Origin of the sequence: Pseudoalteromonas sp. 68 DY56-GL68 (assembly GCF_041414825.1) — a bacterium.
Taxonomy (GTDB): domain Bacteria; phylum Pseudomonadota; class Gammaproteobacteria; order Enterobacterales; family Alteromonadaceae; genus Pseudoalteromonas.
The window spans coordinates 169,243-188,616 of record NZ_JAOCZL010000008.1 but is presented as its reverse complement, the minus strand read 5'-3'; the positions used below and the strand labels follow the sequence as shown (position 1 = coordinate 188,616).

Here is a 19,374-nt window from a genome sequence, read left to right as displayed (position 1 = left end):
GAAAAATAATGATTGAATCAATTATTAGATGGTCTATCGGCAATCGTTTCTTTGTTTTGTTGATTACCTTAATTATCGCGTTTGGTGGTTTGTATTCATTACAAAAAACGCCAGTAGATGCACTCCCAGATCTTTCTGATGTGCAGGTGATAATTAAGACGAGTTATCCGGGACAGGCACCACAAGTTGTGCAGGATCAAGTGACATTTCCACTTACTACAGCGATGCTATCAGTGCCGGGGGCGCAAACTGTTCGTGGTTACTCATTCTTTGGTGATTCCTACGTCTACATTATTTTTGATGATGATACTGATTTGTATTGGGCTAGAAGCCGAGTACTTGAATACTTAAGCCAAGTAGCATCAAGCCTGCCTGATTCGGCAAAACCTCAATTAGGACCTGATGCAACAGGTGTGGGTTGGGTATACATTTACGCTTTAACAGATAAGTCTGGAAACCATGATCTAAGCCAATTAAGAAGCATTCAAGACTGGTTCTTAAAGTATGAACTACAAACTGTTCCGGGCGTGTCCGAAGTTGCCGCCGTTGGTGGTATGGTTAAGCAGTATCAAGTGCAAGTAGATCCTGACAAATTGAGAGCTTACGATATTCCTCTAAGTTTAATACAAATAGCCTTACAAAAAGGGAACAAAGAAACTGGCGCATCCGTTGTGGAAATGGCTGAAGCTGAATATATGGTTACCGCAACGGGGTATATTCAATCAGTTAGTGATATAGAGAAAATTCCACTTGGTATTAACGAACAAGGCACGCCGTTGCGTATTGGTGATGTTGCCAACGTTAACCTTGGTCCTCAAATGCGCCGTGGTATCGCAGAACTTAATGGCGAAGGCGAAGTTGTTGGTGGTGTTGTCGTTATGCGCTTTGGTGAAAACGCTCAACAAACCATAAATGGGGTAAAAGAAAAGCTTGAGTCGCTCAAATCTTCTTTACCAGAGGGGGTGGAGGTTGTCCCTGTCTATGACAGATCGAAGTTAATAGATCGTGCTGTTGATAACCTTTGGAGCAAGTTGCTAGAGGAGCTTGCGGTCGTGGCTATTGTCTGTGTTGCTTTCCTATTTCATCTTCGCTCATCAATTGTGGCAGTTGTTACTCTACCATTAGGTATATTGGTGTCATTCATCATCATGTATATGCAAGGCATCAATGCCAATATTATGTCTTTAGGCGGTATCGCTATTGCTATTGGTGCGATGACTGATGGTGCAATAGTGATGATTGAAAATATGCATAAACATATGGAGAAAACACCACTAACAGATGAAAACCGTTGGCAAATTGTAGCTAAGGCTGCGAGTGAGGTAGGCCCTGCATTATTTTTTAGCTTGCTGATCATAACTGTCTCATTCTTACCTGTGTTTATCTTAGAAGCGCAAGAAGGAAGAATGTTTTCACCGCTCGCCTATACAAAAACCTATGCAATGGCTGCATCAGCAGGCTTGGCAATAACATTGGTGCCTGTTTTGATGGGCTACTTTATTCGAGGCAAAGTCGTCTCTGAAAAGAAAAACCCATTAAATCGATTATTGATTGCTATCTACATGCCTGTTTTAAAGCAAGTCATGAAGTTTCCAAAATTGACAATAGTCGCAGCAGTATTAGTGACTATCGTTGGTTTTTGGCCTGTCGATAAAATTGGTAGTGAATTCATTCCGCCATTGGATGAAGGCGACCTTATGTATATGCCTACTACATATCCCGGCATTTCAATCGGTAAAGCAAGAGAGTTATTGCAGCAAACGGACAAGCTTATTCGCACTGTGCCAGAAGTTGAAAATGTATTCGGTAAAGTAGGACGAGCTGAAACCGCAACTGACCCTGCGCCTCTAACCATGATTGAAACCTTTATTCAATTGAAGCCACGGGAGGAGTGGCGAGAAGGCGTGACAACTGAGTCGTTAAAAGCTGAGTTTGATAAGTTGGTTAAATTTCCGGGCTTAACCAATGCTTGGGTCATGCCAATCAAGACCCGCATTGACATGTTAGCTACAGGTATAAAAACGCCTGTCGGTATTAAAGTCGCCGGACCAGAACTTGATGTAATTCAGGATATCGGCCAACAAATAGAACAACTCTTGCCAGAAGTGACAGGCACAGCGTCAGTTTACTCTGAACGAGTTGCAGGTGGACGATATATCAAGGTTGATATTTCACGAGATAAATCAAGTCGCTTTGGGTTAAATATCGAAGATGTCCAACAAGTAGTTTCTACTGCGATTGGCGGTATGAATGTGACACAAACGATAGAAGGTCAAGAGCGTTACCCTGTTAATCTGCGCTATCCGCAAGATTATCGAGATTCTCCTGAGCAGCTAGCACGATTACCTGTTGTAACACCAAGTGGTCAACGCATTGCACTAGGTGATGTTGCTGATATTCGAGTAGAGAATGGCCCACCGGGTATTAAAAGTGAGAATGCCAGAATCAATGGTTGGACTTTCATTGATATTGATAGCGTTGATGTAGGTACTTATGTTGAAAATGCTAAAGAACACTTAGCAAATAACCTGACATTACCAGCAGGCTATTCAATTACTTGGGCTGGACAATACGAATATATGGAAAGAGCGAAAGAAAAGCTCACCTATGTATTGCCTTTAACACTCGCCATTATTGTTATTCTGCTTTACCTGAATTTCAGAGCGTTTAGTGAAGTGGCTATCATTATCGTTACCTTGCCGATGGCAATGATCGGTGGGTTATGGTTGATGTATCTAGAAGGGTTTAATTTCTCAGTAGCTGTTGGTGTGGGCTTTATCGCTCTAGCTGGTGTTGCGGTTGAGATTGGCGTGATAATGCTGGTTTATCTTAATCAAGCACTTGCTGAGCTTAAGGAAAAAGCGGTGGAGCGAGCAGAACTCATCTCAGATGATGCATATCAAGATGCATTATTGCACGGTGCTGGCTTACGAGTTCGTCCAGTAATGATGACGGTAGCTACAATCATTATAGGTTTAATGCCTATTTTATATGGTACTGGTACAGGTTCTGAGGTCATGAGCCGCATTGCTGCTCCTATGGTAGGCGGAATGACAAGTGCTGTGCTGCTCACGCTTATTGTACTCCCTGCAATTTACTCAATCATTAAAAAGCCTGAAGTAAATGCCTTTAACAAAGAGCTTTCTAACGTGGAGCCTGAGAATAATGCTTAGCACGGCTAGAAAATATCACAAATGGCTAATGGCATTTGTCGGAATACAATTCCTCTTCTGGTCTATTACAGGCGTGTATATGGTGACTATGGATATTCACTATATACACGGCGAAACCTTGGCTAAGAGTGAGGAAGCCAAAATAGATTTAGCAAGTATGGATTACTCCATTGTAAAGCTAGCTGCGGATTATCCTAAAGCTAGCCAAGTTACACTTACTCAAAGTATGGGCCGTCCTTTGTATTCTTTTATTAATGGAGAAAATGGAAAAGTAGCAATAGATGCTAAAACTGGAGCTGTTCAGGCCCTTGTAGATGAAACCAAGGCTAAAGAAATCGCACAATACCATTATGCGCTGAATCATCAAATCGACAGCATAAGGTTGATTAAGTCAGCGACAAACTTGCCTGCTGAGTTGTCCCCAAGGCATTTACCTGTTTGGAGAGTGACGTTTGAGCAATTCTCCACACCGACATTTTATATAAGTCAACAAACAGGATCACTTGTTGCCAAGCGTCATGATTACTGGCGATTGTTTGATTGGATGTGGCGGTTCCACATTATGGATTACTATGATGGAGAAAACGTATCAAACTGGTTTTTGTTCTTGGTCGCAACTCTAGGTCTAATGGGAGCAATTACTGGCGCAGTATTGACTTATTACCGAGTGCTTTCCCCAAATAAAAAGAGAGTCATTTGATGCGACTATTTAAGTTAAATACAACGATACACAAGTGGCTTTCTTTATTTGTTGGTTTACAACTGCTTATTTGGTTGGGAACGGGCCTTTACTTCAATTTGATGGATCACAGTAAAGCCAGTGGTAATGAACTTAGAGTTCATTCTCATCATGAAGGTAGCATTACAGGCTTTGACCTATTCCCTATTAAAGACATTACTAGTAATGCTCCGCAGGAAGTAAACCTTATATGGGTTTTACATCAGCCTTACTATCATTTTGTGTTCGATAAGGGGCAGCATAGCTATCAAGAGCGCCACTCAAAGCTATTTGATGCTGTAACAGGAAAGCCATTTAATTTGTCTGAAGAACAAGTACTAACTTTGGCAAAAAACTCCTACTCAGGACAGGGTAAGTTAACTACTCCAGTGTTATCTCAACCTCCGTTTTCTGATCACGTAAGGCAGCAAAATCCTATGTGGCAAGTTGCCGTTGAGGATGAGAACAATACAACTATTTATTTAGATAGTATTACAGGTCAAGTACTTCGCCATGCCAATGATGATTTCAGATTGAAAGATCTGATGATGAAGCTTCACTTTATGGACTATGGCAATTCTGGAGGATTTAACCATTGGTTGATCATTGCATTTGCTTTTGCAACGCTATTCCTTTCAATTACTGGTGTTACTTGGCTGATACAACAGTATAGAAGTGGTTTACTGAAGCTAGGTTGGGGCACTAACAGGCAAAAAGTGGCAGTGACGTTTTCCAATGAAAATACTATTACTGACATCTCAGCAGTTGGTCGCTCAACTGTATTAGAAGGGCTAGCTAGTTCACATGTATACCTTCCTTCAGGTTGCGGTGGTGGCGGTACTTGTGGCAAATGCGTGTTCTTAAGTTCAACTAAATTACCTATCACACTATCTGAACAGGAACATTTATCTCAGGAGCAACTTAAGGAAGGTTATCGGCTTGGATGTCAGCATAGGTTCTCTGAAATTAGTTCGATTGAAGTTAATACTGATCGCAATATTGAAAATCATGAGCTAGTTGTGGTTGCGACTAATTTCATTACTCCTTTTATCAAGGAAGTGAAATTTAAGCTGAAATCAGGCAAACAGTTGGCATTTAAAGCTGGTGCATATATGCAATTTGATGTGCCAGCAGGGATGAATAGCTTACGTCCAGATGATATGCCAGAGTGCTATGAAAAATACTGGGATAGCTACTATCATGGAAAATTTTCTCATAACGGTGTAACTCGCCACTACTCATTAGTTAACTTTGACGAGGAGTCTGATGAGTTAATGTTTAATATCCGTTGGCAGACCGCAAAGAATGGTTTTAAAGCAGGAATAGGTTCAAGTTATTTAGGTTCACTCCAAGTAGGTGAAACGATAACTGCAAGAGGCCCTTTTTCTGATTTTTATGCCACTTCAAATAAAAAAGTTAGTCGCGTGTTTATAGGTGCGGGTTCAGGACTTGCACCACTGAGGTCTATTATTTTTGAACAGTTGAAAAAGCATAAAGATAAAAGTGGTTTGACTCTTATCTATGGTGCGCGAACTGAAGATGACTTGCTATACCATAATGAATTGAAGTCACTGAGTGAGAAGCATAAAAACTTCTCTTATATTCCTACTCTTTCTAATCCTTCAGAAGAATGGCAAGGGCACTCAGGCTATGTTCAAAAAGTACTTCTGCCGTATATGAACCAAAAAGCAGAACTGCATTTGGCTGAGTTTTACTTGTGCGGTCCAGAAGCAATGATGAGTGAAGTGGAAAAAATAATTACAGATGCTGGGATTCCAAGTAATCAAATTTTCAAAGATAAATTTAGTCGTTAATCCATTAAATAAATAGAGGTATATATGAAAACATTAATTAAACTTTTAACCATAATCAGTGTTGTTTTTAGTAGTGCAGTATTTGCACATGTGCATCTTGAAAAAAGCGTGCCTGCTGATAATGCAATGCTAATGAATACTCCAGAAAAATTGACATTGGGATTTAGCAAAGAGGTACGTGTAGTTAAAGTTACGTTGAAAAATAAAAAAGGTGAAAATATTAAATTTGACTTTAAACCATCAAAAGAAGCTTCCAGAGAGTTTTCATGGGAACTACCTAAATTAGCTCCAACAAACTATATCGTTGATGTGACCTATTTAGGTAAAGATGGACATAAAATGAAAGATAGCTTCGGCTTTATGGTTCATTAGTAAGGCTGTGTGATTGATATGGAAATGTATATCTGGAATACAGTCATTGTACTGTCAAAAATTGTATTTTACGTCGGCTTTGCCTGTATTGCCGGCTATACATTTTTCAGACAAATTTTTGAGCATAATGAATCTCATAGTAATGCTGTAATAGCGAATTTAACGTGGACAAGAACTTATATAGTTATGGCTTTGATCGCTAATATTACTTGGTTCTTTGCCAGTACTGGTGCAATGGCAGAAGAGGGAATTCAGGGGGCGATAGACGCTGATATATTGGCTATTATGTGGGACTCCTCTGTCGGCACTGGAGCTTTGCTTCGAGCGCTTGGGCTAGTTACCGCAATAATCGCTTTAGCTTTAAGGTTCAAACTCGCTGTGAACTCGTACTTAAAACAAAGCGCTTTAATGTTGAGTTTATTAATCCTTGCATACTCATTCACGTTACTGGGTCATATTTCTGAGTTAGGCACAATTGAAAAAGGCTTGCTTATTTTGCATGTGCTCGTTATGGCATGGTGGTTTGGGGCGTTATTGCCACTAAAACAGGCTTGCCATCAGCTAAGTTATGCAGAACTTCATTTGCTGATGGAAAGCTTTGGCAAACAAGCAAGTTTTACATTGAGCCTATTGTTGGTAGCAGGCCTCTGGCTCGTGATTCAATTGGTCGGAAGTCTTGATGCACTAATAAGCTCAAGTTACGGACAAACACTGTTGTTTAAATTGGCCCTTGTAGTGTCTATTTTGGCACTTGCTGCTAAACATAAACTAATACTCGTTCCACAACTTAAAAATAGTCAAGGCAGAGAGGCTTTATCTAAATCTATCTCGATAGAAATGGTAGTAGCTTTTGCCATTTTATCTGTAACGGCTGGGCTTACTAGTGTTGTTGGCCCTGCAAATTAAAACCTAAAAGAGAGAATGAAAATGAAAACAATAAATATATTACTCGTTTTATTAATGACGTTTAGTTTCGCAGCAAACGCTCATGGTGATAAGAACAAAGACAAAGGTTTGTTTAAAGGTATAGATACCCCAGCCGCAAAAGTTGTTTTGGCATTTCATCAAGCACTTGAAACTGGCAATCAAAAACAGGCTAGAGCGCAGTTAGCGGATGATGTCACCATTTTCGAGGGAGGCCGCGTTGAAAGGAGCGCTGATGAATATGCTCATCATCATATGTTGTCGGATATGAAGTATTTAGCAGCGATGAAGAGCGACACACTTGAACATCAAGTGACGATACTTGGAAATACCGCTATCTCTGCGTCGCGCAGTCAAACTACAGGTACTCATAAAGGTGTTGAACGCGATTATCAAGGCATGGAAACGATGGTGCTGGAAAAACAAAATGGTGAATGGAAGATTAAGCACATTCATTGGTCACATTAATTTATTGTTCAAACAACGGAGAGTAAAATGAGAAATAACAATCCATTACATCAAGTTTCTACGCCACGTAGACGCTTTGTACAAGGATTAGCTGCTGGCGGTGTATTAGCTGCTTTTCCAAGTGTTCTTCATGCAGCTTCATCTTTGCTTGCTGGAACTTCAACAGGTACTGCGCCCGAACTAAGTGGGGAAGTCATAGATCTGGTGATAGATGAGTCACCAGTAAACTTCACAGGTGTTGTAAGAATGGCTACAACAATCAATGGCTCAATACCAGCTCCTACCTTGCGCCTCAGAGAAGGTGATGACGTTACTATCAGGGTAACGAATAAATTATCAGTGCCGAGTTCAATTCATTGGCATGGGATCATTCTTCCGTATCAAATGGATGGCGTACCGGGTATTAGCTTTAAAGGTATAATGCCGGGTGAAACCTTTGTTTATAAATTTAAGCTGCAACAAAGCGGCACATATTGGTATCACTCACACAGTGGTTTTCAAGAAATGACAGGTATGTACGGCGCATTAATTATTGAGCCAAGAGAAAAGGATATTATTAGTGCTGACAATGAGCATGTCATCCAATTGTCTGATTGGACTGATGATGACCCAATGGATTTGTTTCGCAAGTTAAAAGTACAGAGCGATGTATTTAACTTTAATCAACCTACTGTTCCAGAGTTTTTTGATGACATTTCAAATAGCAGCGTTTCAAATGCGCTACAACGCCGGGAAATGTGGAATAAAATGAGAATGAACCCTACAGATCTTGCAGACTTATCAGCATCTGCAATGACTTTTTTAATGAATGGTTGTGCGCCTTTGACAAATTGGCGTGGAATGTTTAAAGCTGGCGAAAAGGTTAGGCTTAGATTTATTAACGGTTCTAGCAATACGTTTTTTGATGTAAGAATACCTGAGCTGAAGTTAACAGTTGTACAAGCTGATGGACAAAATGTTGAACCTGTGACAGTAGATGAATTTAGATTTGGTCCCGGTGAAACTTATGATGTACTTGTCGAGCCAAAAAATGACGCATATACGATTTTTGCACAAAGCATGGATCGCTCAGGTTATGCTAAAGGTACTTTATCAATGGCACCTAACGTTGATGCACCAGTACCTTCTTTAGACCCCGTTGAGTGGTTAACGATGACAGATATGATGGGCAATATGACCCATGATAGTGTGCATTCTACAATGGCTGATACGGCAGGTATGTCGGGCATGAATTCTAATAAAATGGATCATAGTGCAATGGGTCATGGAGCGATGGCAATGGATCATAGTAAACATGGAATGACTAAAAACCCATTAGCTGTTGCTAGCACTAAAGTGCGTCATGCAAAAACAGAGTATGGAGCTTCTGTTGATATGCGTGTTGATATGCCTAGAACAAACCTTGATGATCCCGGTATAGGTTTACGTAAAAATGGACGCCGTGTTTTAACACTTGCAGATTTACATTCTCTTGAGGGAATTACAAGCCAGCAAGAGCCTGAGGCTGAAATTGAATTACATTTAACTGGAAACATGGAGCGTTATAGCTGGTCATTTGATGGCTTGGAATTTGGAAAAAGCACGCCAGTTCACATGAAGCATAATCAACGTTTAAGAGTTATTTTACAAAACGATACAATGATGACACATCCAATGCACCTGCATGGTATGTGGAGCGATTTGGAGAATGAAAAAGGTGATGTACAGGTTCGTCGCCATACTATCCCTGTACAACCAGCGCAAAGAATTAGTTTTTTAACAACACCTCATGACGTAGGTCGCTGGGCATGGCATTGCCATTTATTATTCCACATGGATGCAGGTATGTTTAGAGAGGTAGTTGTATCATGAGAAAATTAATACTAACCAATACGTTAAAACTATTATTAATAGGTTTGCCCCTTATAAGTGTATCTGTATCTGCAAAAGATGAGATGACTGAGATGGGTGATTCTAAAATGCAAGCACAAGGTGGAGATGCACCTAAAGATGCTAGAGACCCTCATGCTTATGCCGCAGGTACAACATTGACTGAAGGTCCTTATGCACTCAATAGCGACAAACGACTGACTTTGGCAGATGAGCATTCATTTTACGCGCTACTAGGGGATCGTCTTGAATATAATGAGCAAACAAACGCAGGTGTTTTTGACTTTCAGGCATGGTATGGCACTACTTTTGATAGATTAGTCATCAAAACTGAGGGAGATTTTAGCGAAGGTAATTTAGAGGAGAACCAAACAGATTTTCTATGGGGCCACGCAATATCTGCTTATTGGGATACACAAGTTGGTATTCGACTTGATTACAATAACGAAGGTGAAAACCGCAAATGGCTAGCTTTTGGTTTACAAGGTCTAGCCCCTTACTGGTTTGAAATTGATATGACTGCGTATTTAGGAGAGCAAGGTAATAGTGCATTTTCGATCGAAGCTGAGTATGAGCTATTACTTACTCAAAAGTTAATTGTTCAACCACGAGCAGAGTTGACGCTTTACGGTAAGGATGACGTCCAAAATAACCTTGGTAGTGGCTTATCTAGCAGTGCTATTGGTTTTCGGGTTCGTTATGAGTTTACCCGCCAGTTTGCTCCCTATGTTGGCGTTGAGTGGACAAATAAATTTGGTAATACAGCCGAATTTGCGAAGTTAAATGGGCAAAGTACTCGTGATACTGCTTTTGTTGCAGGTATCAAGTTCTGGCTCTGATGTGAAGAAATACTATATTGACTTGATGAGAGCTACCGCAACTATATTGATGGTAGCTTTTGTTTTTTGGGATTTAAACCATTTTAGTTATGTTAGGAAAGGCCTAGCTAATAGTTTTTTTGGAAAGAACTAAGAGCAGTAATAGTAAGCTACTTCTTGTTTTCAGTCTGTGCCAGTCTGGTGTATACCTATCAAGGTGGAATATCAGCTAAGAAGTAAAGTTGGCGAATGGTAAAGGTTAAAGAGTCAAGCCAAAAAACATCGCCATTGAAAGACGTACAATAGACTATTTTATCACTTTTGATGAACGGGAATTGGGTGTGCTCGGGATAGAACCGATTGTTGCAAAGTACTGCGCTTAAAGCTGAACAATTGGAAAAATGATCCCTTACTCAATACCTAGTTATGAGCGTAGGGTTTTTATTTTTTTTATGGTGCTCATGCTTGGCTTCAATCTCATGAGTATAAATCAGACACCCCTTTTATACTTGTTAAGTTTAAGCTGTTTAAAAAAGTAAAAAGTTTAGGTTTTAGTTCAAAGGTTGATCAAGATCATAAAATTATTTTTATAAAGTGGCTAATATTGTAGGAGCTAAAGAAGGAATGATAATGTTTGGACTTTTCAGGTGGTTTAAAATAGTGATAATAACTGTGTTGCTTACGCAGCATAGTTTTGCTACAGCTAAGCCAATGAATTGTGAAGAACATCAAAATGGATCTTCCGACACGCATATTATGCAACGAAGCAAAAATATTCACCATCAATCAATGAATGACAATAGTCACTATCACACTGTAAACTCGCAAGACTCTAAACACCGTCATGGTGATGAAGTCTGTGAAAAATGTAAAGCTAGTGATTGTGTTTGTTGTGAGGGGGGATTTTGTTCAAGCTTTCATTTAAATCCCTATCTTGTGCAAGCGCAAGAGGAAGGTATTTGCAATATTTACTCTGAGCTATTTCTACAGCGTACACCTCTACCAAAATCTGGTATCCATCTCTTACTTTATCGTCCACCAATTATTGGCTAATCACGGGATCAGTGCGTCTTTTTTTCGCCACTCCCATCAAAAATAGAATGACTTATTCATTGATTTAAATAATCAATTGTTTTGAACGATTAGTACGATATTTTGAAGGCACTATGAAAATTCTCAAACTATTGCCATTTACAGTACTTAATGCTGTCGATTTTGGCCGAGATTTCTCTTTTACCAAAAAATTATTTTTTAGCTTATTCACTAGAATTAGTACTTGACCTGTGTCTTAGACACAGGTCTAAGCTGTAGGTGAGAGTACAAACTTAGGTGAAAAACTAAGGAGTAAATATGAAAGTAGCAGAACTGTCAAAAAGCCTTGGAACGACTGCTGATACGGTGCGCTATTACACGCGATTGGGACTGTTAAAACCTGCTAAGTCAGTGAACGGCTACAAGTCATACTCGAATAAAGAAGTATCGAGACTTAAGTTCATTTTAAGTGCCAGAAATCTTGGTTTTTCCGTTGCTGATATCAAGCAAATTCTTAATGAATCTGAAGATGGTACAAGTGCGTGCCCATTAGTCAGAAGCCTCATCAAAGAGCGGCTTGAAGAAACAGAAAAACAGTTTCAAGCAATGTTGGCACTTCGAGGGAAAATGTCTTCAGCGCTTTCTCAATGGGAAGAAATGGAAGACAAAGCGCCGACTGCAAACATGGTTTGTCATCTCATCGAAAACTTTGAACAAATTAAAAAGGCATAGGAGGAAAAATGGTAACTACTAATACAAATATAGAAACCGAATCAGGCTGTTGCTGTCAGGCAAAAACTCAATCCTCTTCGTGTAAAAGTAAGGAGAATACGTTGGAAAAAACATCACAAAGCCAACAGCTCATCATTGAAGGCGCTGGGTGTGCTAGCTGTGTAGGCAAAATTGAAGGGGCGTTAAAGGCAACTCATGGAGTCGTCAGTGCAGAAATGAATTTTGCTGATAGGACTGTAACAGTTTCTGGGACAGCTAAGACAGAAGAATTGATCAAAGCTGTTGAGTCAGTGGGGTATAACGCGAAGCCAATTGATGATAGCTCAGCAACAGATGCGCTTGACGAGAAAGAGGCGGCGGATTGGGCATATTACAAAAAGCTAATGCGCGATACGTTTATTGCCCTTTCACTCGGCGTTCCTTTGATGATCTACAGCATTGTAGTTGGAGAAATGACAGTTGAAACAAACCTTGAACGCATGTCTTGGCTGGTTGTCGGTATTTTAACTTTTGGTGTTATGTATTTTTCAGGTAAGCATTTTTATGTTGGCGCTTGGAAAAGCTTTAAAAACCACTCCGCTAATATGGACACACTAATAGCTTTGGGAACAGGTACAGCTTGGGTGTACTCAATGGTTGTTGTGTTTGCACCTGACGCCGTTCCATTGATGGCACGACATGTCTATTTTGAAGCTACCGCCATGATCATTGGCTTAATTGATTTAGGTCTAGCATTAGAAATAAAAGCCAGAGGTAAAACCTCTGAGGCCATTAAACGTCTTATCGGCTTGCAGGCCAAAACGGCAACTGTAGTTCGTGATAATAAAGAGGTTCAGATAGGTATCGAACAGGTTTTGCTTCATGATGTTGTGAAAGTAAAGCCGGGTGAAAAAATTCCCGTAGATGGCGTTGTATTGGAAGGACACACCTCTATTGATGAGTCCATGCTGACAGGCGAACCTATGCCTGTTGAAAAAGCCGAAGAAGATGAGGTTGTCGCTGGTACTTTGAACAAATCAGGCATGATTTTATTTAGAGCGACACGCGTTGGTAAAGACACGGCGCTTGCACAGATCATCAATATGGTGAAACGAGCGCAAAATTCAAAACCGCCGATTGGCCGCTTGGCCGATGTTATTTCCGCCTATTTCGTTCCTGTAGTCATGATCATCTCGGTGTTAAGTGCGTTAGCATGGCTTAACTTTGGCCCTGAGCCAGCAATTGCTTTTGCTATCGTATCAGCAACTACTGTGCTTATTATTGCCTGCCCGTGTGCTTTAGGCTTGGCAACGCCTATGTCTGTCATGGTGGGAGTAGGAAAAGCAGCAGAAGCCGGAGTACTTATTCGCAACGGTGAGGCACTGCAAACCGCCTCTAAAATCACTGCCATGATTTTAGATAAAACGGGCACTATTACTGAAGGGGCACCTAAGGTAACCGATATTGTTTTAGCAAAAGCTACTGACGAAAAAGACGTACTACAGCTTGCAGCAAGTTTAGAAAGCGGCTCAGAGCACCCTTTAGCGCAAGCGATTGTTGAAAGTGCTTTAGATAAGGATATTGAGTTACTAAAAATTGAATCGTTTAATGCTATTACGGGTTTTGGTGTAGAAGCAAACTGTAACAATAAAGTCCTGCTTTTTGGTAACGATAAACTAATGAAGTTAAAAGGCATAGACCTCACAGGCTTTGTTGGAAAAGCCCAGTCTTTAGCCAAAGAAGCCAAAACACCTATGTACTTTGCTGTAGATGGTGAACTTGCCGCAATCATTGCTGTCGCAGATCCCATTAAGTCAGACTCAATCTCTGCTATCAAACGGCTTCAGGCTAATGGTATACGCGTCATCATGTTAACAGGTGATAACAAGGAAACCGCTGCCGCTGTTGCCAAAAAAGCAGGTATTAGCGAATTTCTTGCTGAGGTGCTGCCAGAAGATAAAGCCAACAAGGTGAAAGAGCTACAAGGCAGTGGCGAAATTGTTGGTATGACAGGAGATGGCATCAACGATGCTCCTGCGCTAGCGTTAGCCGATGTTGGCTTCGCCATAGGCACAGGGACTGATGTAGCTATCGAAAGTGCTGACATTACCCTAATGCGTGGTTCACTTCATGGCCTTGCCGATGCCATAGCGGTAAGCAAAGCTACTTTACGAAATATCAAACAAAACTTGTTTGGCGCGTTTGTCTATAACGTAGCTGGGATTCCTTTTGCTGCGGGGGTTCTATATCCCTTCTTTGGCATTCTGCTTAGCCCTGTAATTGCAGGTGCTGCAATGGCGTTTTCGTCATTGACTGTGGTGTCAAATGCAAATCGACTTCGCTTTTTTAAAGCAAAAGAGCATTAAGGAGAAGAGCGATGATGTTAATTAACTTATTAGGCTTAATGTTAATCGCGCTGATTGTTTGGTGGTTTTGGCTATATAAACCCAATAAAACAATCGTTCAAGGTAATGAAGTACTCATTGAAGTGAGGGATGGCGTGTATTCCCCATCCTCAATTCAGGTGTCTGCTAGCCAACCTGTTACCTTGAAGTTTATACGCAAAGATCAATCCCCCTGCGCTGAAACAATGCTTATTCCTTCATTGGATATAAGCGAACAGCTTAAGTTAAATGAAATTACTCAAATTACCTTATTAAACTTGTCACCGGGAGAGCATGAGTTTCACTGTCAGATGCAAATGTATCGCGGTGTCTTAAAAGTCGTTTAGGAGGGCAATATGAAAAATCAACACCCTAATTTTTGGTCAACACCTACAGGCTGGGCTGCACTGGCACTTATTGCCGCAGTGACCTACTTCTTAGTGCTTGAGCATGGTCAACATACGCTGCAATTTCTTCCCTACTTGATTTTATTGCTATGCCCCTTGATGCACGTATTTATGCATGGCAGTCATGGTAAACATGGTCACGATCATTCACATGCGCCTGATGAAAAAAAGGAAGAGAGCTTTCAAGAACTCACGGATAAAAATGCAGCCTATCGCGATGGCTACATACAAGGCTTAGAAAAGGCACGTAAGGAATCACATAAAAAGGAGAGCAGTGATGAATGAAACATATGATTATGGCTTATGGTCAATGGTGATACTGAACTCAGCAATTTTTATCTTTTTTGCCTTTAGTTTTGTCAAACCAAAAACATCAACTGATTGGAGAAGTCTAAGCGCGTTCTCTGCCTTTATTGTTGCCCTATTTACTGAAATGTATGGCTTTCCTTTAACTATCTATTTTCTGTCGGGGTGGCTGACGGAGACCTATCCAGAAGTAAATTTCTTTGCGCATGAAAATGGGCATTTATTACATACTTTCTTTGGATTTCAAGGTGATGCCCATTGGGACCCATTTCATATAGTGAGTATGGTGTTTATTGTTGCAGGTTTCTTTATGTTGTCTTCAGCATGGAATGTATTGCATCACGCGCAAAAACATCATCAATTGGCTACAACTGGATGGTATGCAAGATGTCGCCACCCACAGTATGTAGCTTTCATTCTAATCATGTTCGGCTTTTTATTGCAGTGGCCGACAATCCCAACACTTGCGATGTTTCCGATCTTAGTCGTTGTTTACGTCAAGCTAGCGAAACGCGAAGAAGCACAGGCGATTGCTGAATTTGGTTCGGAGTACCACAGGTATATGGAATCGACACCAAGTTGGATCCCAAGTTTTAATAAAAGTGTAGAAGGTAAAAATCATGAAAACGTTAACTAAATCAATTTTATTTATTAGTTCACTACTGATAACCACTAGCTCATTTGCCCAAAACAATGAGCATAAACATGAAGGTGCGAACAAAGCTGATATGCATCAAGGCATGACAATACCACATGAGAACATGGGAGAAATGCATAAAAAAATGATGGAAATGAAAAAGGAAGTCCATGCCATTAAAACTGAAAAAGATCCTGACAAGCAACAGCAGATGATGGTTGAACATCACCGTTCAATGATGAAGATGATGCAATCCATGCACAAAAATATGGAAGAAATGCCAATGCATCAACAAATCAAGATGACTGAACATCATTTAGAAATGATGGAGAACATGATGCCGCAGATGAACCGGAAAATGGAAGAAATGAAAGATAGCAATCAACAGCATTCACACAAACATTAGGAGAAAAATTATGAGCGATTTAGATCATAGAGTTGGCGTTAGTGAGCAAAATTTAGTTGTTCGAAATCTAAAGCTTAGCAATGTCACAGAAGAAAGCTGTGACGAGTTAGTAAAAGAAATAGATCAGCTTTTTGGTATAGATGAAGTTAGTTACAACATCAAAGAAGGTGAAATACACCTTGCCTATGATGCCGCAAACGTAAGCCTTGATGGGATTGAGGAGGTAATCCGTAAGTATGGCGCAGATGTTCATGATGATTGGTGGACACATACTAAAGAAAGTTACTATAAATTTGTTGATCAGAACATCAAAGATAACTCTGTTCATAAGCCTTGGAGTTGTCATCAAGCACCTTCGGGGGCTGGCCGGAAAAACAAATGAATTCATAAAAAAGTGTATAGATAATTAGTTAGTCAAATGAGGTAACAGTGATGAAAACACCCTATATAAAAGCTCTTTTATTGCTTACATTCGGTTTATATTTAGTGGGTTGTTCTAATACCACTTTTTATCATAAATACATGATGAGAGGTCAGGTAGTAGAAAGTTCTGATAATCGAACTCTAATCTGTATTGGTGCTAAGCATGGCGCAGAGGTTGGGCAAAAATACAGTGTTATTAGATTCCATGAAAGAATAGTATTGAGTGAAGGTGACGATCCCTACACTATCGAAAAGGTAGGAACGGTACAAATTACTAAAATTGTGAATGATCATTTCGCAACTGTAAAGCTAGTGTCTGGTGACATTGCAGCGAAAGATATGGTGGAACTTGAAAACTAATAAAGTGGTGGCGAAAGCCACCACAAGAGCATAACAATAAAACTTAATGAAAAAGCTTTAGTGTTATTTTGTACAACCTTTGAGATTGTTTGCTCAGTTCTGGTTATCTTGATGCCAGTACGACAGAAAAAATGTTACATATGGATTAGAAAGGTGTGGGCTGGCATCCTAGGTCTAATCTTAACAGTTAAGGAGCCGCCGAATAGAGCTATACCTTTACATCAGCAGCATAATCAATGCTCCCGCGATCATAAATAAGTTTTCAGATAGCGATACAAATCCAAGTGGCACACTACTATCGCCGCCTACACAGGCACACTTTAACTGGCGTTTGTCAATGTAAACGGCTTTGAAAACTGAAATTGCTCCAACTGTGCCGATAAACAATGAAAATGGTGCCACTGCGAGAGGCTGTAGTTGGGCAACCATACCAATACCTGCATATGCTTCAATGAAGGGATAAATATAACCATATCTTATCCATCTCATCGCTAGTAAATCATAAGTAATAAACGAATTTGTGAAACTGTATAGGTCTTTCAGTTTTTGCACCGCTAAGAGCGTCATTGAAAAAGCTATAAATAGCATCAGTGTTCTGATGGAGATAAATGAGCCGGAAGCAAAATGTTGAGATGCGACAGCAAGAAGTGCAGCTATCGAGAAAATGGCTACAACTGGCGTGTAGGTTGTGCCAGTTTGACCTGCTTCATCTTTACCAAAATACTCTCTTAAGTCATCGTATCCTCCGACACGCTTTCCTTCAATAAAGGTTTGTGGCGTAGTTTTGACATCATGCTTATCTTTGAAGTCATCAGCTTGTTGTCTTGACGTGAGCTTATGATCTTCTACATCATACCCTTGCCTCTCCAGCAAATCTTTCGACCTTAAACCATAGGGGCAGATATGTTCGTCAGTGACCATTCTGTACAGGGTAGCTGTCTTAGTCATCTTAGTCTCCTTTGTTCAGTGTGCCTTCAAACTTTGGGAGCGGTCGTTGCTCAGCCTGAGCTTGTGAGCTGACCTTTCCATTTTCAGAAATATCCTTAATCAGCCATTCCATTTCTTTTATTTCTTTTCGTTGGGCTTTAATAATACCATTTGCCAATTCACGCACGCGTACATCCTCCAAAGTTGAATGCTCACTAGTAAGAATAGCAATGGAGTGATGAGGAATCATCGCTTTCATGTAGGCAGTGTCAGAAATTGTGCTTTGAGAGCGAACAAGATAAAGACATATGGCGAACAGTATTGTCGCCAATAGAAAAATAGCCATGTTGAGCTTCTTGTTACTGTACATGCCAAGCATAAAGGCCAGCATGATCATTGCCATACCTGCTCCCATATACAACGCCATATAGATACGCGTTTCACTAAACCATATATGTGATACTGCGTAAGTGTTGAGATACATCATGACAAACATAGCAATGGTTGAGGTGATGATCATTGCAGCAAATCTTGAGTATTTCATAAGTAATCCTTACATTGATAGTGTAAATATTTCCCACTGTTAGCCTATTATTCTCTACATGTGGTCATGTTCTCGAAAAATTGCAAGTAATGAGCCAGTATCAATAAGAGTATTTGTAATACGATTGACTCAATTTCAGCGCAATTATTGTGAATCAGTACTAATCTACACATTTCGGTGTAAGAGTTTATGGGCAAAAAATCTTCTTTGAAGGAGATCAAATCAGCTTATATTTAGAGTTTGAGTTTTGAACTTGTGATAGACACAGGCGGAATTGGCTTTAGTTAACAATCTAATGTGGGAACTCAAAGTACTACAAGCTGAGCTTCAACAAATGTAAGCTCGTGTACAAGTGAAGACACAGTTAAAGCATGTGGAAGAATTAATCTTGATAGTTAGAGTTGTCATTTATTTCACTTTTTAAATGAACGAATATTGATCTTTTATCTCGTTCATGTCCGAAAGCTAAAAGTTTCCTACACATGAAAGTGGTTTTGCAAGAGTATCTACTAGAGAACAAGATTTGAATGCTCAACTGTTCAGTTGGGCTATTATGGTTGTAAAAAAATATTATAAGGCAATGTGTCTGGTACTTCGGTTAGAAATGAAAAAAGTTAAAGAAGCTAATCGATTTCATCAGGTAGGGTGATGAGGTAATAGTTACTCGCCTTGATCGGCTAGGCCGATCATTAAAGTCTATTCTTGAGGACATTGAAAGTACTCACAAACGGGGCGATTGTTCAAAGATTATTAATGGTTCTGTCAGTACAAAAAATGATAATCCGTTTACCAGTTTCATTCATAATCTGCGCAATTAGCAATAATGACGTGCGTTCATAACGGTCATAAAGAGCAATCCCCCTGCGCTGAAATAATGCTTATTCCTTCATTGGATATAAGCGAACAGCTTAAGTTAAATGAAATTACTCAAATTACCTTATTAAACTTGTCACAGGGAGAGCATGAGTTTCATTGTCAGATACAAATGTATCGCGGCGTCTTAAAAGTAATTTAGTTTTAAATAGGTCTTTTTACACACCTGAACGAGCAAAAGTAACTTAACAAAAGGCTTCTCGAAAAC

21 protein-coding genes are annotated in these 19,374 nt (G+C 40.0%); 19 read left to right on the top strand and 2 right to left on the bottom strand.

Annotation, left to right across the window (positions count from 1 at the left end):
- The first annotated feature begins 8 nt into the window (after positions 1-8).
- The 17 genes from NYF15_RS06180 (at position 9) to NYF15_RS06100 (ending at position 16,822) form a co-directional block, all read left to right on the top strand.
- Complete coding sequence (locus tag NYF15_RS06180) at positions 9-3,173, top strand: efflux RND transporter permease subunit (RefSeq protein ID WP_055022009.1); 3,165 nt, start codon at positions 9-11, stop codon at positions 3,171-3,173.
- Positions 3,166-3,873, top strand: coding sequence for a hypothetical protein (locus tag NYF15_RS06175; protein ID WP_045979605.1), 708 nt, complete (start codon positions 3,166-3,168; stop codon positions 3,871-3,873). The genes NYF15_RS06180 and NYF15_RS06175 overlap by 8 nt, the downstream gene beginning before the upstream one ends.
- Positions 3,873-5,705 (top strand): 2Fe-2S iron-sulfur cluster-binding protein, encoded by a 1,833-nt coding sequence (locus tag NYF15_RS06170; RefSeq protein WP_045979604.1) that lies wholly within the window; start codon positions 3,873-3,875, stop codon positions 5,703-5,705. Before NYF15_RS06175 ends, NYF15_RS06170 begins: the two co-directional genes overlap by 1 nt.
- 24 nt (positions 5,706-5,729) lie before the next feature.
- A complete protein-coding gene (locus tag NYF15_RS06165; RefSeq protein WP_016708251.1) occupies positions 5,730-6,077 on the top strand; it encodes a copper resistance CopC family protein in 348 nt (115 codons plus the stop codon).
- 18 nt (positions 6,078-6,095) lie between these two features.
- Positions 6,096-6,983: a copper resistance D family protein gene (locus NYF15_RS06160; RefSeq protein WP_045979603.1), complete on the top strand. Its 888-nt coding sequence runs from the start codon at positions 6,096-6,098 to the stop codon at positions 6,981-6,983.
- A 15-nt stretch (positions 6,984-6,998) separates the two neighbouring features.
- Positions 6,999-7,469, top strand: a complete 471-nt coding sequence (locus NYF15_RS06155) for a DUF4440 domain-containing protein (protein ID WP_008467847.1) — start codon at positions 6,999-7,001, stop codon at positions 7,467-7,469.
- A 27-nt stretch (positions 7,470-7,496) separates the two neighbouring features.
- On the top strand, positions 7,497-9,320 hold the full coding sequence (locus NYF15_RS06150) for a copper resistance system multicopper oxidase (RefSeq protein WP_045979602.1): 1,824 nt from the start codon (positions 7,497-7,499) through the stop codon (positions 9,318-9,320).
- On the top strand, positions 9,317-10,177 hold the full coding sequence (locus NYF15_RS06145) for a copper resistance protein B (protein ID WP_045979601.1): 861 nt from the start codon (positions 9,317-9,319) through the stop codon (positions 10,175-10,177). Before NYF15_RS06150 ends, NYF15_RS06145 begins: the two co-directional genes overlap by 4 nt.
- 609 nt (positions 10,178-10,786) lie before the next feature.
- Entirely contained in the window at positions 10,787-11,209 is a 423-nt protein-coding gene (locus NYF15_RS06140; protein WP_045979600.1) for a hypothetical protein, read from the top strand.
- 297 nt (positions 11,210-11,506) lie between these two features.
- Positions 11,507-11,920: a MerR family transcriptional regulator gene (locus tag NYF15_RS06135; RefSeq protein WP_045979599.1), complete on the top strand. Its 414-nt coding sequence runs from the start codon at positions 11,507-11,509 to the stop codon at positions 11,918-11,920.
- 101 nt (positions 11,921-12,021) lie between these two features.
- Positions 12,022-14,265, top strand: a complete 2,244-nt coding sequence (locus NYF15_RS06130; protein WP_045979598.1) for a heavy metal translocating P-type ATPase — start codon at positions 12,022-12,024, stop codon at positions 14,263-14,265.
- A gap of 11 nt (positions 14,266-14,276) precedes the next feature.
- Complete coding sequence (locus NYF15_RS06125; RefSeq protein WP_045979597.1) at positions 14,277-14,630, top strand: cupredoxin domain-containing protein; 354 nt, start codon at positions 14,277-14,279, stop codon at positions 14,628-14,630.
- Between the two features lie 9 nt (positions 14,631-14,639).
- Positions 14,640-14,975: a DUF2933 domain-containing protein gene (locus NYF15_RS06120; protein WP_016708242.1), complete on the top strand. Its 336-nt coding sequence runs from the start codon at positions 14,640-14,642 to the stop codon at positions 14,973-14,975.
- Entirely contained in the window at positions 14,968-15,633 is a 666-nt protein-coding gene (locus NYF15_RS06115) for an isoprenylcysteine carboxylmethyltransferase family protein (protein ID WP_016708241.1), read from the top strand. The genes NYF15_RS06120 and NYF15_RS06115 overlap by 8 nt, the downstream gene beginning before the upstream one ends.
- Positions 15,617-16,039: a hypothetical protein gene (locus tag NYF15_RS06110; RefSeq protein ID WP_062566152.1), complete on the top strand. Its 423-nt coding sequence runs from the start codon at positions 15,617-15,619 to the stop codon at positions 16,037-16,039. The genes NYF15_RS06115 and NYF15_RS06110 overlap by 17 nt, the downstream gene beginning before the upstream one ends.
- Before the next feature lie 10 nt (positions 16,040-16,049).
- Positions 16,050-16,421, top strand: coding sequence for a cation transporter (locus tag NYF15_RS06105; RefSeq protein WP_371353084.1), 372 nt, complete (start codon positions 16,050-16,052; stop codon positions 16,419-16,421).
- A gap of 50 nt (positions 16,422-16,471) precedes the next feature.
- A complete protein-coding gene (locus NYF15_RS06100; RefSeq protein ID WP_062566151.1) occupies positions 16,472-16,822 on the top strand; it encodes a hypothetical protein in 351 nt (116 codons plus the stop codon).
- A gap of 216 nt (positions 16,823-17,038) precedes the next feature.
- On the opposite strand, the gene NYF15_RS06095 is transcribed toward NYF15_RS06100, so the two are convergent.
- Together NYF15_RS06095 and NYF15_RS06090 are read right to left on the bottom strand one after the other, a co-directional pair.
- Positions 17,039-17,770, bottom strand: a complete 732-nt coding sequence (locus tag NYF15_RS06095) for a MauE/DoxX family redox-associated membrane protein (protein ID WP_016708238.1) — start codon at positions 17,768-17,770, stop codon at positions 17,039-17,041.
- A 1-nt stretch (position 17,771) separates the two neighbouring features.
- Positions 17,772-18,293 carry a DUF305 domain-containing protein gene (locus NYF15_RS06090; RefSeq protein ID WP_008109672.1) on the bottom strand — a complete coding sequence of 174 codons (522 nt, stop codon included), beginning with the start codon at positions 18,291-18,293 and terminating at the stop codon, positions 17,772-17,774.
- 656 nt (positions 18,294-18,949) lie between these two features.
- Between NYF15_RS06090 and NYF15_RS06085 the strand changes: the two genes are divergently transcribed.
- Together NYF15_RS06085 and NYF15_RS06080 are read left to right on the top strand one after the other, a co-directional pair.
- A complete protein-coding gene (locus tag NYF15_RS06085; RefSeq protein WP_353956868.1) occupies positions 18,950-19,111 on the top strand; it encodes a hypothetical protein in 162 nt (53 codons plus the stop codon).
- 5 nt (positions 19,112-19,116) lie between these two features.
- Positions 19,117-19,308 (top strand): cupredoxin domain-containing protein, encoded by a 192-nt coding sequence (locus NYF15_RS06080; RefSeq protein WP_227006812.1) that lies wholly within the window; start codon positions 19,117-19,119, stop codon positions 19,306-19,308.
- The last annotated feature ends 66 nt before the right edge of the window (positions 19,309-19,374 follow it).

Excerpts from the sequence above, each read along its gene's own strand:
- NYF15_RS06175 (WP_045979605.1), top strand. The coding sequence starts at position 3,166 with ATGCTTAGCACGGCTAGAAAATATCACAAATGGCTAATGGCATTTGTC.
- NYF15_RS06120 (WP_016708242.1), top strand. The coding sequence starts at position 14,640 with ATGAAAAATCAACACCCTAATTTTTGGTCAACACCTACAGGCTGGGCT.
- NYF15_RS06105 (WP_371353084.1), top strand. The coding sequence starts at position 16,050 with ATGAGCGATTTAGATCATAGAGTTGGCGTTAGTGAGCAAAATTTAGTT.
- NYF15_RS06140 (WP_045979600.1), top strand. The coding sequence starts at position 10,787 with ATGTTTGGACTTTTCAGGTGGTTTAAAATAGTGATAATAACTGTGTTG.
- NYF15_RS06135 (WP_045979599.1), top strand. The coding sequence starts at position 11,507 with ATGAAAGTAGCAGAACTGTCAAAAAGCCTTGGAACGACTGCTGATACG.
- NYF15_RS06150 (WP_045979602.1), top strand. The coding sequence starts at position 7,497 with ATGAGAAATAACAATCCATTACATCAAGTTTCTACGCCACGTAGACGC.
- NYF15_RS06160 (WP_045979603.1), top strand. The coding sequence starts at position 6,096 with ATGGAAATGTATATCTGGAATACAGTCATTGTACTGTCAAAAATTGTA.
- NYF15_RS06125 (WP_045979597.1), top strand. The coding sequence starts at position 14,277 with ATGATGTTAATTAACTTATTAGGCTTAATGTTAATCGCGCTGATTGTT.
- NYF15_RS06110 (WP_062566152.1), top strand. The coding sequence starts at position 15,617 with ATGAAAACGTTAACTAAATCAATTTTATTTATTAGTTCACTACTGATA.
- NYF15_RS06090 (WP_008109672.1), bottom strand. The coding sequence starts at position 18,293 with ATGAAATACTCAAGATTTGCTGCAATGATCATCACCTCAACCATTGCT.
- NYF15_RS06145 (WP_045979601.1), top strand. The coding sequence starts at position 9,317 with ATGAGAAAATTAATACTAACCAATACGTTAAAACTATTATTAATAGGT.
- NYF15_RS06100 (WP_062566151.1), top strand. The coding sequence starts at position 16,472 with ATGAAAACACCCTATATAAAAGCTCTTTTATTGCTTACATTCGGTTTA.
- NYF15_RS06170 (WP_045979604.1), top strand. The coding sequence starts at position 3,873 with ATGCGACTATTTAAGTTAAATACAACGATACACAAGTGGCTTTCTTTA.
- NYF15_RS06115 (WP_016708241.1), top strand. The coding sequence starts at position 14,968 with ATGAATGAAACATATGATTATGGCTTATGGTCAATGGTGATACTGAAC.
- NYF15_RS06080 (WP_227006812.1), top strand. The coding sequence starts at position 19,117 with ATGACGTGCGTTCATAACGGTCATAAAGAGCAATCCCCCTGCGCTGAA.
- NYF15_RS06180 (WP_055022009.1), top strand. The coding sequence starts at position 9 with ATGATTGAATCAATTATTAGATGGTCTATCGGCAATCGTTTCTTTGTT.
- NYF15_RS06155 (WP_008467847.1), top strand. The coding sequence starts at position 6,999 with ATGAAAATGAAAACAATAAATATATTACTCGTTTTATTAATGACGTTT.
- NYF15_RS06095 (WP_016708238.1), bottom strand. The coding sequence starts at position 17,770 with ATGACTAAGACAGCTACCCTGTACAGAATGGTCACTGACGAACATATC.
- NYF15_RS06165 (WP_016708251.1), top strand. The coding sequence starts at position 5,730 with ATGAAAACATTAATTAAACTTTTAACCATAATCAGTGTTGTTTTTAGT.